The following is a 14,115-nucleotide window of genomic DNA, read 5'->3' on the forward strand; positions in this document are numbered from 1 at the left end:
GACGCAGCGAACGCGCGGCGGCGGCGCGAAGCGCAGGGCGTCTGGGTCACGCGCGAGCCGCGCGCGCGTCGGCACGCAGGTCGCGCGTCGCGACCGGAGCGGCGATACCCGCGCGGTGACCCGCGCGCCCCACCGCCGCCGCGAGCCGCAACGAGGCTCACGCCGACACGTCATGCGACGCGCGAGCGCCGCAGGAACGCCGGAATCGAGCTGACCACATCCGGCTTGCCAGCATTGCCGGCGATGAACGGGCTCCACGGTTGCGCGCGAATCGGTCCCTTGGTGTGCCACACGACGTTGAACTGGCCATCCGCGCGTACCTCGCCGATCATCACCGGCTTGTGCAGATGGTGGTTGCCGTCCATCTCCAGCGTGAAGCCCGACGGTGCGGCGAAAGTCTGGCCGACCATCGCGACGCGCACCTTGTCGACCTCGGTGCTCTTTGCTTTCTCGACCGCCTGCTTCCACATATGCATGCCGACGAAGGTCGCTTCCATCGGATCGTTGGTCACGCGCTTCGTGCCGCCCGGCAGGTTGTTGTCCTTGACCCACGTGGCCCATTGCTTCTTGAACTTCTCGTTGGTCGGGTTGCGCAACGACATGAAGTAGTTCCAGGCCGCGAGATTGCCGACGAGCGGCTTCGTATCGATGCCGCGCAGCTCCTCTTCGCCGACCGAGAACGCGACGACCGGCACATCCGACGCCTTCAGCCCCTGGTTGCCGAGCTCCTTGTAGAACGGCACGTTCGAATCGCCGTTCACGGTCGAAATCACCGCGGTCTTGCCGCCTTGCGAGAAGGTCTTGATGTTCGCGACGATGGTCTGATAGTCGCTGTGGCCGAATGGTGTATAGACCTCCTGAATGTCGGCTTCCTGCACGCCCTTCGATTTGAGGAACGCGCGCAGGATCTTGTTGGTCGTGCGCGGATACACATAGTCGGTGCCGAGCAGGAAGAAGCGCTTTGCGCCGCCGCCTTCGGCGCTCATCAGGTATTCGGTCGCGGGAATCGCCTGCTGGTTCGGCGCGGCGCCCGTATAGAACACGTTGCGCGACATTTCCTCGCCTTCGTACTGCACCGGATAGAACAGCAGGCCGTTCAGCTCCTCGAACACCGGCAGCACCGACTTGCGCGACACCGAGGTCCAGCAGCCGAACACGACCGCGCACTTGTCCTGAGTCAGAAGCTGGCGCGCCTTCTCGGCGAACAGCGGCCAGTTCGACGCTGGGTCGACGACCACGGGCTGGATCTGACGGCCCATCACACCGCCGTTCTTGTTGATGTCGGCGATCGTCATCAACGCGGTGTCTTTCAGCGACGTTTCGGAGATCGCCATCGTGCCGGACAGCGAATGCAGGATGCCCACCTTGATCGGGCCGCTATCGGACTGCGCGTGCGCGAACGGCACACGGCCCGCGAGCGCGAGCGCGCCGGACATGGAGCCGAACTTCAACAGACTGCGACGTTTCATGTGCTTTCCCCTTGTCATTGATGGTCACTGTTTTATGAGCGTCGATTTCAGCCAGCCTGGCTGAGCTCGCACGACTAGCCGATCGTCTACTGCAAGGCACATGCCATGTGACATATTCGGTGCGATGCGCGTGCGATGCCCGTTGCGGCGCGGCTATCGGCGCGAGGGCGGCGCGTCGAGCCATCGATGCCGCGGCGCGAAAGTGGTGCAGTCGCGCGCGCCGCGCCTCGTTCGGGTGCGTGTCGCGCCGCGACGAAGCGCACTTTGCCGCCAGCGAAGCGCCGCTGGCGCGCGTGGGGCATCGGCGGTGCATGGGCGGTGCATCGGCGGCATCGGGGCGCCGCGTCTTTGTGCATGACGACAGAACGCGCCCCCGACAGCCCATCCGATATGTCAGCCTTCAGGGGGACTTGCTAGTCGCAGCTAATCTGCTTGACGATTCCACCGGGGCCATAGACAAGCCGGCATTCTTTATAGGAAGCGGATAGTTGCCTTGTAAGCACGATGCCAGTGCCTGCTATCGTGCCAGTGTCCTAAACCGATGATTCGGGTTCTACTTCAAGGGAATCAAACTCTATAAGTAATTCAGCGCCTAGTGTGGCCTCAAGAACCGCAATGTTTTTCAACGGCTTCCCTGTCCCCCACGAGTAAGCTTTGTCCAGCGAGGCTAGTGCCTTCCGGTACTCATCCGAATTGAAATCGGTTAGCACCTTGATTGAGTAGACGATGTTCTGTATCAGAAAGTCGTTGGCCCAACATCGGGTGGCCCCGCCGAACAACAGCCGTACTCGGTCTTTCTTGTTATCGAACATCAGACGAAGTTCGACAACCTCCTTGTCCATGTCCGCTGCTATACCGAGCAGGTACCAGTCGTGAAATGATACGTACTGTTCAATGATTTTCATCTTGGGTCATCCATCCATCAGGGGTTCCAAGGACTGAAGGGTACAACCAAGCCCCCACCGTCTCGCGCGCTGCCATTCCAGTTATGTGCGTGCGGTTTCATGCCATTGTGAAAATGGTCGAAATCCAGGTCTACAACAGGTTTCCCATCATCTCCGAATAGCCGCATCTGCCCACTGCCCGGATTCGTGTACCACGTTCCCGGCTCGCCCTCGTTTGGAGTTTTGGCAATGTCGAATGAGTCAACATCAGCGATACCCGACTGGTATTCGAACGGCTGCGCGTCACCAAGCAGCGTCGATGCGTCTCCATCGCCGGCTCGCGCACCGATCACGGCGACAGCGACATCGAGCAGACTGCCGTCGCTACTGCGACCAGACGCGGCGGCAGGTGCGGCAAACAACCGGACTTGCCGCGTGACCTGCTCGTACGGGCCGGACCGTATGAGTCTGTCGTTCGGGAGATCGGCTGCCCTCACCGCAAAATTCGTCAGCGGCGTGCTATGGGTTTGCGGAAACAGGTCAGCACGACGGCCTTTGACGGCAAGCAGGCCTCCCCGCCGCACCTCTGCGAGAAGCGCATTGATGACCCACCAGCCATCGGTGTCAGGGTCACGGTCTCGGAAAGCTTGAAACGGTAGGGACAGACGCCGCCCAATGCTTTTGATCAGATCCTGGTCCCGTTCCCACTCGCTATGGTTCAGTCCGGCGATACCGAGAAATTCCCTGGTATCTGCTTTGGCCCTCTCGAGGTCGGCGGCCTTCCTCAGGCACGCCTTGAAATGCCACTCATCACAGATTACATAACAAGCACCCAAGGGCCTCTGACAGCGCAGCTCCACGGAGTGCATCTCAAACACGGACAAGGACATAGGTATGTCGACGATCGATACGAAGTCGCTGCCCGGATCGGCAGCGATCAGATAATCACCGTGCGACAGGTTGTCCGGACATGGGCGACGGCCCAAAATTTTGGCTGCTCTAGCGACCGTGCGCAGCACCAAAGACAAACGGCGCAAGGACCGTCAGCCCTTGCGCCGCTTCAACGCGCTACCTTCGCGCCGAATCTCAGTAAGTCGGAACCGACGGATCGACCTGACGCGACCACGCGTCGATCCCGCCTTGCAGATTGAACACGTTGGTGTGTCCGCGCGATTCGAGGAACATCGCGACCTGCGCGCTGCGCGTACCGTGATGGCAGATGCAGACGATCTGCGCGTCGTCATCGAGTTCTTCGCTGCGCGCGGGAATCTCGCGCATCGGAATCGACACGATGCCGGCGATCGACGCCGTTTGCAGTTCCCTCGGCTCGCGTACGTCGAGCAGCACGGGTGCGGGGCGCGAGGTATCGGCGAGCCATTCGGCGAGTGCGGGAGCGGTCAGGTTTTGCATCAGCGAGACATCCAGTTCGTGGGACGGCGGCTTACTCGCCGCCCGTCCAGATCAATAATACAGCGCGAAGCGCAGCGAAAAAGTGCCGCTTAGAACCTGAACCGCGCCGGCTGCACCGCGTTGGCGAGCGGCTCGACATAGGTTTCGAACACGTCGGAGATGCGGTATTGCTTCTCGTCGATGCGCGTGATGATTTGCGCCTTCATCACCGGCGCGCTGCCGACGAACGCCGCGAGACGGCCGCCGACCTTCAGCTGTTCGAGGATTTCCTGCGGCAGCACCGGCAGACCGCCCGATACGCAGATCACGTCGTACGGTGCCGCGCCGGTCCAGCCGCGCGCGGCGTCGCCGGTCGCGACTTCGACGTTCAGCACGCCGTTGGCGATCAGGTTGCTCTTCGCGAACTCGGCCAGTTCCGGTTCGATGTCGACGCTCAACACGTGTTGCGCGCGATGCGCGAGCAGCGCCGCCATGTAACCCGAGCCCGCGCCGATTTCCAGCACGCTTTCGTGCTTCTTCACCGCGAGTTCCTGCAGCACGCGCGCCTCGACGCGCGGCGCCAGCATGTGCTGGCCGGCCGGCAGCGGCACTTCGAAGTCCGCAAAAGCCAGGTCGCGGTAAGCGGCGGGGACGAAATTCTCACGTTTGACGATCGACAGCAGATTCAGCACGTCCTGGTCGAGCACTTCCCAGGGGCGGATCTGCTGTTCGATCATGTTGAAACGCGCTTGCTCGATGTTCATGGTGGATTCGGCGGTTTTGGTTTGGCGAGCGGGCGGCGGCTGCCGCAGACTTTTGTCCTGACCCGGCCCCGGCGGATTGCCGGCGGCCGCGGCTTCGGAGCAAGGCATTCGCATCGCAAGCCGCGTCAGGGGAACGGCGGGATTGTATCAAATGGCGGACTCGCGCCGGCCGCTCGCGGGCAAGCGCCAGGCCGGGCGGCCCCCGTGTTAATCCCTAGCGATCCGTCCTTGCGATTCGCATCGCCATCGCCACAAAATGTAATCGATTACATTTTTGCTGCGAGGTCGTGTGTCCCGAACGCCGTCCCGATCGTCGCCGGCCGTGGTGTTCGGCGCGAGCAGTCAACCGCAACCTCAGCCGCAGAGGCGCTCGCCGCGCGCGGCCGACGGGCCGTCGATCGCCGGCGTGGCCGAGCAGGCGGGCGTGTCGGTCGCGACGGTGTCGCGTGTGCTGAACGGCCACGAGAACGTGCGGACCGCTACCCGCGACAGGGTGCTCGCCGCGATCGACGCGAGCGGCTACCGCGTCAACGAACTTGCGCGCAATCTGCGCACCGCCGAAAGCCGCCTGCTGCTGACGATGGTGCCGGACTTCGGCAATCCGTTTTACGCGGAGATCGTGCGCGGTATCGACAGCGTCGCGCGTCGGCACGGCTATTTCATGCTGCTATGCGACACCGGCGCGGACCCGGGGCGTGAGCGCAGCTACTTCGACATGCTGCGGCGGCGCCGCGCGGACGGCGCGATCTGCCTCGATCCGGCGACCATCCAGCAGGCGCTCGGCGAGGCGTCGCAGGCGCTGCCGTGGGTCGCGTGCTGCGAGTTCGATCCGCAGATGGGCGTGCCCTACGTCGGCATCGACAACTACCGCGCGGCGGGCGACGCGGTGCGCCACCTGCTCACGCGCGGCCACCGGCGCATCGGCTTGATCAATTCCGACGTCGACTATCTGTATGCGCGCCAGCGTCAGCAGGGCTACCTCGACGCATTGAGCGACGCGGGCATCGCGCCCGACCCGCGCTGGCGCATGAATCTGAACAGCCTCGATTACGAAGCGGGTGCGTCGGCCGCGGCTGCGTTGATGCGGCAGCGCGATGCGCCGAGCGCGATCTTCGCGGTGTCGGACACGCTCGCGATCGGCGTGATCCACGGCTTGCGCAGCGCCGGCAAGCGCGTGCCCGACGACGTCGCCGTGGCCGGCTTCGACGACATCTCGCTCGCCGCGCAGATCGATCCGCCGCTCACGACTATCGCGCAGCCGATGCGCGAGCTCGGCGAGACCGCCGCGCGTCTGCTGCTGCAACGCCTCGCGAATCCGCAGGCCAACGTGCCGGGCGTGCTGCTGCCGCATCGCCTCGTGATCCGCGGGAGTGCGTGAGCCATGAGCCTCGCGATCCGTTTCGACGACATCCGCAAGGACTTCGGGCCCGTGCGCGTGCTGCACGGCGTGAGCTTCGAACTCGCACCCGGCCGCATCTACGGTCTGCTCGGCGAGAACGGCGCGGGCAAGTCGACGCTGATGAAAATCCTCGCCGGCTATGAAACGGCAACGTCAGGCAGCGTGCTGGTCGACGGCCACGCGCAGCGCTTCGCCGGCTCACGCGACGCCGAGGCGCAGGGCATCGTGCTGATCCACCAGGAGTTCAACCTCGCCGAGCATCTGACGATCGCGCAGAACATGTACCTCGGTCACGAGAAGCGCCGCGGCTGGTTAGTCGACGATGCCGCGATGCGCAGCGACGCCGCGCGCTATCTTGCGCAGGTCGGGCTCGAGCGCGCGCCGGACACGAAGGTGCGCGAGCTGATCGTCGCGGAAAAGCAGATGGTCGAGATCGCGAAGGCGCTGTCGCGCCGTGCGCGTCTCCTGATCATGGACGAGCCGACCGCGACGCTGACGCCCGCCGAGACCGAACGGCTCTTCGCGCTGATGCTGAAGCTCAAGGCCGATGGCGTGACGATCGTCTACATCTCGCACAAGCTCGATGAAGTGGAGCGCATCACCGACGAAGTGATCGTGATGCGCGATGGCCGCTTCGTCGCGCGCGGTGAAACCGCGGGGCTCGCGCGTCAGCAGATGGCGAACCTGATGGTCGGGCGCGACGTGTCCGACATGTTCCCCGACAAGCAGACGGTGCCCGCCGACACGCCGATCGCGTTGCGTGTGAACGGCCTGACGGTGCCCGACTGGGTCGAGGATCTGAGCTTCGAGGTGCGCGCGGGCGAAGTGCTCGGTTTCGCGGGCCTCGTCGGCGCGGGCCGCACCGAGGCGTTCGAGGCGATCATCGGCTTGCGCAAACGCACGGGCGGCACGATTGAAATCGCCGGCCGGGCAGTCGATCTGAAGAACCCGCGCGACGCGATGCGCCACGGTCTCACGTATCTGAGCGAGGACCGTAAGGGCAAGGGTCTGCACGTCGACCTGAGCCTGCAGGACAACGTCACGCTGATGACGCTAGAACGCTACGCGCATCCGCTGCTCGACATGAAAGCGGGGCGCGCGGCCTTGCAGAAGGCCGTCGGCGAATTCGGCATTCGTACCGGCGACCTGTCGAGCCGCGCGCGCATGCTGTCGGGCGGCAACCAGCAGAAGCTCGCGCTTGCGAAGTTCCTGCAGCCCGACCCGAACGTGATCGTGCTCGACGAGCCGACGCGCGGCGTCGACGTCGGCGCGAAACGCGACATCTACTTCCTGATTCATCGTCTCGCCGCGCAGGGCCGCGCGGTGATCGTCATTTCATCCGAACTGGTCGAGCTGATCGGCTTGTGCCATCGCGTCGCCGTCATGCGCGCGGGACATCTGCAAGCGACGCTGACGCTCGAGCGTCTGACTGAACAGGAGTTGATCGCTCATGCGACCGGCACCCACTGAAGCCGTGCAATCACGGCGCGCGCTGCGCGTCGCGCAGCGGCTCTACACGCTCGGGCCGCTCGCCGGGCTGATCGTGCTGTGCATCGTCGGCACGCTGCTCAATCGCGACTTCGCGACGCTCGACAACCTGATGAACGTGCTCACGCGCACGTCGTTCATCGGCATCATCGCGGTCGGCATGACCTTCGTGATCATCTCGGGCGGCATCGATCTGTCGGTCGGCTCGATGGCCGCGCTGATCGCGGGCATCATGATCTGGCTGATGAACGGGCTCGCGGCGGGCGCCGCCGGTCATGCGTTGCCGCCGCTCGTGATCGTGACGATCGGCATCGTCGCGGCGTTCGTGCTCGGCGCGCTGTTCGGCTGCGCGCATGGGCTGCTGATCACCAAAGGGCGCATCGAGCCGTTCATCGTCACCCTGGGCACGCTCGGGATTTTTCGCGCGGTGCTGACATGGCTCGCCGATGGCGGCGCGCTGACGCTCAATGATTCGCTATCGGACCTCTACGGTCCGGTCTATTACGCGAGCCTGTTCGGTGTGCCGGTGCCGATCTGGGTGTTTCTCGTGGTCGCGGCCGGCGGCGCGCTGATCCTCAATCGCACCGCGTTCGGCCGGCACGTGCAGGCGATCGGCTCGAACGAACAGGTCGCGCGTTATGCGGCGATTCGCGTCGATACGGTGAAGATCGTCACTTACGTGCTGCTGGGGATTTGCGTGGGCGTGGCCACCGTGCTCTACGTGCCGCGCCTCGGCTCCGCCACGCCGACCACGGGCCTGTTGTGGGAGCTCGAAGCGATTGCGTCGGTGGTGGTCGGCGGCACCGCGCTCAAGGGCGGCGAGGGGCGCGTGATCGGCACCGTGATCGGCGCGATCCTGCTGTCGGTGATCGCGAACATCCTGAACCTGACCAGCATCATCAGCGTGTATCTGAACGCGGCGGTGCAGGGCGTCGTGATTATTTTCGTCGCGTTCGTGCAGCGTGGGCGGCGCTAGCGGCGCCCTTCAAGGCGGCGGCGCCGCAGTGACGACAGCGCAGCGAAGAAAACGCAGCGAAGCAGGCGTAGCAAAGCAGGCGCGGTAAACCAACGGCAGGTCCGAAAAATCGAGGCGAGCGAACGCCTCATGATTGGAGACACACACCATGAAGCAAGTCATTCGAGCGATCGGCGCCGGCGTGCTGGCGTTGGGGATACTGGGCACGAGCGGCGCGGCGCGCGCCGACGACAAGGTCACGCTGGGCGTCGCGATTCCGACGGCCGATCACGGCTTCACCGGCGGCATCGTCTGGTGGGCGAACAAGGCGAAGGCGGATCTCGAGAAGGCGCATCCCGATCTGAAAGTGATCGTGAAAACGGCCGCCAACGCGCCCGAGCAGGCGAACCAGTTGCAGGATCTCGTGACGGTCAACAAGATCAACGCGCTCGTGATCTTCCCGTACGAATCGGCGACGCTGACACAGCCGGTCGAGCAGGTGAAGAAGAAAGGCGTGTACGTGACGGTGGTCGATCGCGGCCTGACGAACACGAGCGCGCAGGACGCCTACGTGGCCGGCGACAACACCGCGTTCGGCAAGATTCCGGCCGAGTACCTGGCGAAGGCACTCGACGGCAAGGGCAACGTCGTCGCGCTGCGCGGCATTCCGACCACGCTCGACAACGAGCGCTGGACCGCCTTCACCGGCGTGATGAAAAACTATCCGGACATCAAGATTCTCGACGCGAAATACGCGAACTGGAATCGCGACGACGCGTTCAAGGTGATGCAGGACTACCTGACGCGCTTCAAGCATATCGACGCCGTATGGGCCGCCGACGACGACATGGCGGTCGGCGTGCTGAAGGCGATCGATCAGGCGAAGCGCAACGACATCAAGATCGTGTTCGGCGGCGCGGGCTCGAAGGGCATGGTGAAGAACGTGATGGACGGCGCGCCGATGATCAAGGCCGACGTGTCGTACTCGCCGAAATTCATCTACGACGCGATCAAGCTGACGGCCGAAGCGCGGCTGAAGGGCGACAAGCTGCCGGCCACCACGATCATTCCGTCGGTGCTGATCACGAAGGAAAACGCCCAGCAGTTCTATTTCCCCGACTCGCCGTTCTGAGCGGCGCGCCGAGCATCGTCTAGCACGCGCGGGCGCGGCCCGCGCGCAAAGTTCGAGGAACCGTACGATGAAAACCATCAAAGGGCCGGCGATTTTTCTCGCGCAGTTCGTGGGCGACGACGTGCCGTTCGACAACCTCGCGCATCTCGCGGATTGGGCCGCGGGTCTCGGCTTCAAGGGCATCCAGGTGCCGTGCGACCCGCGCCTGATCGATCTCGACAAGGCGGCCGCGAGCGACGCGTATTGCGACGAACTGCGCGAGAGCGTCGACAACGCGGGCGTCGCGATCACCGAACTATCGACCCATCTGCAAGGGCAACTGGTCGCCGTGCATCCGGCTTACGACACGCTGTTCGACGGCTTCGCCGCGCCGCAGGTGCGCGGCAATCCGGCGGCGCGCACCGAATGGGCGATCGCGCAGATGAAGCTCGCGGCGCAGGCGTCGCGTCGTTTGGGCCTGAGCACGCACGTGTCGTTTTCGGGCGCGCTCGCGTGGCCGTATCTGTACCCGTGGCCGCAGCGGCCGGCCGGTCTCGTCGAAGCCGCGTTCGAAGAGCTCGCGCGCCGCTGGACGCCGATTCTCGATGCGTTCGACGCGGCCGGCGTCGATGTCTGCTACGAACTGCATCCGGGCGAAGACCTGCACGACGGCGTGACGTTCGAGCGCTTTCTCGCGGCGGTCGATCAGCATCCGCGCGCGAACATCCTGTACGACCCGAGCCACTTCGTGCTGCAACAGCTCGACTATCTCGCGTTCATCGATATCTACCACGAACGCATCAAGGCGTTTCATGTGAAGGACGCGGAGTTTCGTCCGACCGGCAAGCAGGGCGTGTACGGCGGCTACAGCGGCTGGGTCGAACGCGCGGGGCGGTTTCGCTCGCTCGGCGATGGGCAGATCGACTTCGGCGCGATCTTCTCGAAGATGGCGCAGTTCGATTTTCCGGGCTGGGCCGTGCTCGAATGGGAATGCGCATTGAAGCATCCGCACGACGGCGCGCGCGAAGGCGCGGCGTTCATTCGCCGGCACATCATCCACGTGGCCGAGCGTGCGTTCGATGACTTCGCGGGAAGCGGCGTCGATACCGCGCAGTTGAAAAGCGTGCTCGGCATCTGACAGCCGGGCGGTGACAGCCGACGCAACACATGGGAGCGCAAACAATGCAGCGAAGAAGGCTCAGGCTGGGGATGGTCGGCGGCGGGCAGGGCGCGTTCATCGGCGCCGTGCATCGGATCGCCGCGCGGCTCGACGATCGTTTCGAACTGGTGGCGGGCGCGTTGTCGTCCGATTCCGAGCGCGCGCGGGCGAGCGCCGTCGAAGCGGGCATCGCGCGCAGCTACGCGGATTGGCGCGAGATGGCGCGCGCCGAGGCCGCGCGCGAGGACGGCATCGACGCGGTCGCGATCGTCACGCCGAATCATCTGCACGCGCCGGTCGCGACGGCGTTTCTCGAAGCCGGCATCCACGTGATCTGCGACAAGCCGCTCGCGGTTTCGCTCGCCGAAGGTGAAGCGCTCGCGAAGCTCGCGCAGTCAAAAAAGCGGCTGTTTGCGTTGACGCATACCTATTCGGGCTACCCGCTCGTGCGGCATGCGCGCGAGCTGGTCGAACGTGGCGAACTGGGCGAGATTCGCGTCGTGCAGGTCGAGTATGCGCAGGACTGGCTCGCCGAGCCGGTCGAAACAGGCGGCGCGAACAGGCAGGCAAGCTGGCGCACCGATCCGGCGTTGGCGGGGCCGGCCGGGTGCCTCGGCGATATCGGCACGCACGCGTATCAACTGGCCGCTTTCGTGGCGGGGATGATGCCGCGCGCGCTGTCGGCCGAGTTGCACACCTTCGTACCGGGGCGTCGTGTCGACGATCACGTGCAGGCGATGCTGCGTTATGCGAACGGCGCGCGCGGCATGTTGTGGGCGAGCCAGGTGGCGTGCGGCGCGGAGAACGCGCTGCGCTTGCGCGTGTATGGCACGAAGGCGGGACTCGCGTTCGATCAGGAGGAGCCGAACGCCTTGTGGTTCACGCCGTTGGGCGGCGCTGCCGAACGATTGACGCGCGCTCGGGTGAACAGTCAGGTTGCCGCGCATGCGACCCGCGTGCCGGCCGGGCATCCGGAAGGCTATCTGGAAGCGTTCGCGCAGTTGTACCAGGATGCGGCGTTGCAGATCGATGCGTTGAACGATGGTCGCGCGCCACCAGCCGAGAGCCTGCTATTGACGACGGTCGATGATGGCGTCGACGGTTTGCGGTTTATCGACGCGGTGCTGAAAAGTAGTGCGGCGGATGGACGGTGGGTGGAGATCGAAGAGGCGTGAAGCGTTGCAACAAAACGCCAGGTCGGCGAAGCTGCCGAAGCGTCAACCGCCCTTGCTTTTCTTGATCTGCGCTTCGAATGCGATATCGAGCTTGCTGGCCTTGCGCGGCTTCTGCGGGCCGTAGGCGTCGACGAACTTGACGAAGTCGTCGAGCGTCAGCGGGTCGGACACTTTCTTGTCGGCTCCGCTTGATTTGTCGACCAGATAGAACAGGCCGCCGGACAGACTGATCGCGGCGAAGCGCGGGTTGCCGCTGCGCGTTTTCAGGCGCTCGACGGCGTGGATGGCTCGGGTGGTGCGCATGATGGGGACTGCGGCGGCTGTTTGACGAGAGCGTTACTTTAACAATTTTGCCGACGGTATGCGGTTGGGGACTAAGCACGAAAACACGCGATGAACCACGACCCGCTCGGCGACAGCGGAGAAGGGTGGCTCGCGCTCGTGCTTCGGCGCCGCGCTCCGGCTTACTCGCTCAACTCCCGATGCAACGCCCGATACTCCTGCGCCAGCTTATGCCCCGGATCGAGATGAATGACGGGTGTCGCCAGCTGATGCGACTCACGGATCTTCACCGACGATGACAAGCGCGACCCCAGCACCGGCAAGCCTTCGCCGATCAGTTCGTCGACGAGCTTTTGCGGCAGGCTCGCGCGAGGCTGGAACTGGTTGATGACGATGCCCTCCACCTGCAGCGCGTCGTTGTGATCCTGCTGGATCTCCTTGACGTTTTCGAGCAGCGTGTAGAGCGCGCGACGCGAGAAGTCGTCGCAGTCGAACGGAATCAGACAACGCTCGACGGCGATCAGCGCCGAGCGCGTGTAGAAGTTCAGCGCGGGCGGCGTGTCGATGTAAATCGCGTCGTACATGTCGAGTTCGTTCAGCGCGTCGCGCAGCTTGTAGATCTTGTAGCGCGATTCGAGCTTGCCGTGCAGCGTGTCGAGGTCGGGATGGGCGGGCATCACGTCGAGATTCTCGAAGCGGGTCGGATGGATGAACGAGGTCGCTTCCACGGGTTTGAAGCTGAAGCCGAGCGCGGTTTCGAAGAAGCCTGCGACGGTGGGGTTGACCTCGCTCGCCTGGGCGCCGAGCAGGTACTGGGTCGAATTCGCCTGGGCATCGAGGTCGATCACCAGCGTACGCAGACCTTCGCTCGCGCTGATGGCCGCCAGGTTGCAGACGATGGTCGATTTGCCTACGCCACCTTTCTGATTGAATACAACGCGCCGCATGGTCTCCCCTTGAACGGAAGCGGTTACAAAGGGCCCAGCATACCTGAGTCGGGTGACAGCGCTGATTTCGATGGGTTGTTCGTGACCGGGTCAGCGTTGCGCGGTATCCACGTCGACCACCACCTTCACACGTCCAGTCCCACTGGCAACGAGCTGATAGGCCTCGTCCGCGCTGCGCAAATCGAACCGTGTCTGATCGACCACGGGCGCGAGCGCGCCGCTTTCCACGAGCCGCGTCGCTTCGCGCATCATCTCGCCGAGGTGCGCGCGATATCGACCGGTCAGCAACGGATACAGCGTGAAGATCCCTGAATAGCTGGCTTCACGAAACGACAGCGGCGCAAGCGCATGCGTGCCCCAGCCAAGCGCACTGACCACGTGCCCAAAATGCCGGACCGCGGCGAACGACGCATCGAGCGAGGCCCCCCCTACCGTATCGACGACCAGATCGAATCCTTCGCCATCGGTCAAACTCGCCACATACTGTTCGACCGTCTGCGCGCGGTAGTCGATCGGTGTCGCGCCGAGCCGCCGCACCAGCTCGGCATTGTGTGCGCTCGCGGTTGCATAGACGTCGGCGCCGAGCGCGCGCGCCAGTTGCACGGCGATGTGGCCGACCCCTCCGGCGCCACCCTGGACCAGCACTTTGGTTCCGCCTTGCAGATGCGCGCGATCGACGATACCCGCATACGACGTGATGAACGCGAGCGGCAACGCGGCGGCCTCGCGCATCGACAGATTGCGCGGCGCATGGGCGAGCAGGGCGGCATCGACCGCAGCGTACTCGGCGAGCGACCCCTGGATGCCGCCGACGCCGCCGGTCATGCCATACACGTTGTCGCCGACAGCGAACCCGCCGACGCCATCGCCGAGCGCCTCCACCGTGCCCGCGAGGTCGATCCCGAGGACGAGCGGCAACGGGTGTTGCGCGTGCGCGGCCTCGCCCGCGCGAATCTTGATGTCGAGCGGATTGAGGCCGCTCGCGGCGACGCGCACCAGGACCTGGCCGGCAGCGGGTTCCGGGCGGGGCAGCGGCGTGTATTCGAGCGGGCCGTTGTATTGGCTGAGGATCAGAGCGTGCATGGACATGGCG

Annotated in this window: 14 protein-coding genes; 6 read left to right on the forward strand and 8 right to left on the reverse strand. The window is 64.6% G+C overall.

The features are described 5' to 3' along the window. Positions 1 to 170: 170 nt before the first annotated feature. The 5 genes from urtA to OKW37_RS07815 form a co-directional block, all read right to left on the reverse strand. Positions 171 to 1,469: an urea ABC transporter substrate-binding protein gene (gene urtA, locus OKW37_RS07795; protein ID WP_184020929.1), complete on the reverse strand. Its 1,299-nt coding sequence runs from the start codon at positions 1,467 to 1,469 to the stop codon at positions 171 to 173. Positions 1,470 to 2,002: 533 nt separating this feature from the next. Next, entirely contained in the window at positions 2,003 to 2,374 is a 372-nt protein-coding gene (locus OKW37_RS07800; protein WP_429407174.1) for a hypothetical protein, read from the reverse strand. 17 nt (positions 2,375 to 2,391) lie between these two features. Beyond that, positions 2,392 to 3,390 carry a hypothetical protein gene (locus OKW37_RS07805; RefSeq protein WP_429407172.1) on the reverse strand — a complete coding sequence of 333 codons (999 nt, stop codon included), beginning with the start codon at positions 3,388 to 3,390 and terminating at the stop codon, positions 2,392 to 2,394. Between the two features lie 49 nt (positions 3,391 to 3,439). Beyond that, entirely contained in the window at positions 3,440 to 3,763 is a 324-nt protein-coding gene (locus OKW37_RS07810; protein WP_429407170.1) for a rhodanese-like domain-containing protein, read from the reverse strand. Between the two features lie 89 nt (positions 3,764 to 3,852). Further along, a complete protein-coding gene (locus OKW37_RS07815) occupies positions 3,853 to 4,506 on the reverse strand; it encodes a protein-L-isoaspartate O-methyltransferase family protein (protein WP_090805605.1) in 654 nt (217 codons plus the stop codon). 289 nt (positions 4,507 to 4,795) lie between these two features. On the opposite strand from OKW37_RS07815, the gene OKW37_RS07820 reads away from it, so the two are divergent. The 6 genes from OKW37_RS07820 (at position 4,796) to OKW37_RS07845 (ending at position 11,793) form a co-directional block, all read left to right on the forward strand. Continuing rightward, entirely contained in the window at positions 4,796 to 5,884 is a 1,089-nt protein-coding gene (locus tag OKW37_RS07820; protein WP_429407168.1) for a LacI family DNA-binding transcriptional regulator, read from the forward strand. 3 nt (positions 5,885 to 5,887) lie between these two features. Then, a complete protein-coding gene (locus OKW37_RS07825) occupies positions 5,888 to 7,375 on the forward strand; it encodes a sugar ABC transporter ATP-binding protein (RefSeq protein ID WP_429407166.1) in 1,488 nt (495 codons plus the stop codon). Next, entirely contained in the window at positions 7,356 to 8,369 is a 1,014-nt protein-coding gene (locus tag OKW37_RS07830) for an ABC transporter permease (protein ID WP_184045512.1), read from the forward strand. The genes OKW37_RS07825 and OKW37_RS07830 overlap by 20 nt, the downstream gene beginning before the upstream one ends. 148 nt (positions 8,370 to 8,517) lie before the next feature. Next, positions 8,518 to 9,480 carry a substrate-binding domain-containing protein gene (locus tag OKW37_RS07835; RefSeq protein ID WP_018419664.1) on the forward strand — a complete coding sequence of 321 codons (963 nt, stop codon included), beginning with the start codon at positions 8,518 to 8,520 and terminating at the stop codon, positions 9,478 to 9,480. 67 nt (positions 9,481 to 9,547) lie between these two features. Next, the gene (locus OKW37_RS07840) at positions 9,548 to 10,597 is read left to right on the forward strand and encodes a sugar phosphate isomerase/epimerase family protein (RefSeq protein ID WP_429356741.1); all 1,050 of its coding nucleotides are present in this window, start codon (positions 9,548 to 9,550) and stop codon (positions 10,595 to 10,597) included. A 44-nt stretch (positions 10,598 to 10,641) separates the two neighbouring features. Beyond that, positions 10,642 to 11,793, forward strand: coding sequence for a Gfo/Idh/MocA family protein (locus OKW37_RS07845; RefSeq protein WP_429407163.1), 1,152 nt, complete (start codon positions 10,642 to 10,644; stop codon positions 11,791 to 11,793). A 42-nt stretch (positions 11,794 to 11,835) separates the two neighbouring features. Here OKW37_RS07845 and OKW37_RS07850 read toward each other — a convergent pair whose 3' ends face one another. The 3 genes from OKW37_RS07850 to OKW37_RS07860 all read right to left on the reverse strand — a co-directional run bounded on the left by OKW37_RS07850 (position 11,836) and on the right by OKW37_RS07860 (position 14,111). Then, positions 11,836 to 12,096 (reverse strand): hypothetical protein, encoded by a 261-nt coding sequence (locus OKW37_RS07850; RefSeq protein ID WP_090803389.1) that lies wholly within the window; start codon positions 12,094 to 12,096, stop codon positions 11,836 to 11,838. A gap of 161 nt (positions 12,097 to 12,257) precedes the next feature. Then, complete coding sequence (locus OKW37_RS07855) at positions 12,258 to 13,022, reverse strand: ParA family protein (RefSeq protein ID WP_090803391.1); 765 nt, start codon at positions 13,020 to 13,022, stop codon at positions 12,258 to 12,260. A gap of 90 nt (positions 13,023 to 13,112) precedes the next feature. Beyond that, a complete protein-coding gene (locus OKW37_RS07860) occupies positions 13,113 to 14,111 on the reverse strand; it encodes a zinc-dependent alcohol dehydrogenase family protein (RefSeq protein ID WP_429356744.1) in 999 nt (332 codons plus the stop codon). Positions 14,112 to 14,115 lie beyond the last annotated feature (4 nt).

The organism is Paraburkholderia sp. MM5482-R2, assembly GCF_050436125.1.
Classification (GTDB): Bacteria; Pseudomonadota; Gammaproteobacteria; order Burkholderiales; family Burkholderiaceae; genus Paraburkholderia; species Paraburkholderia tuberum.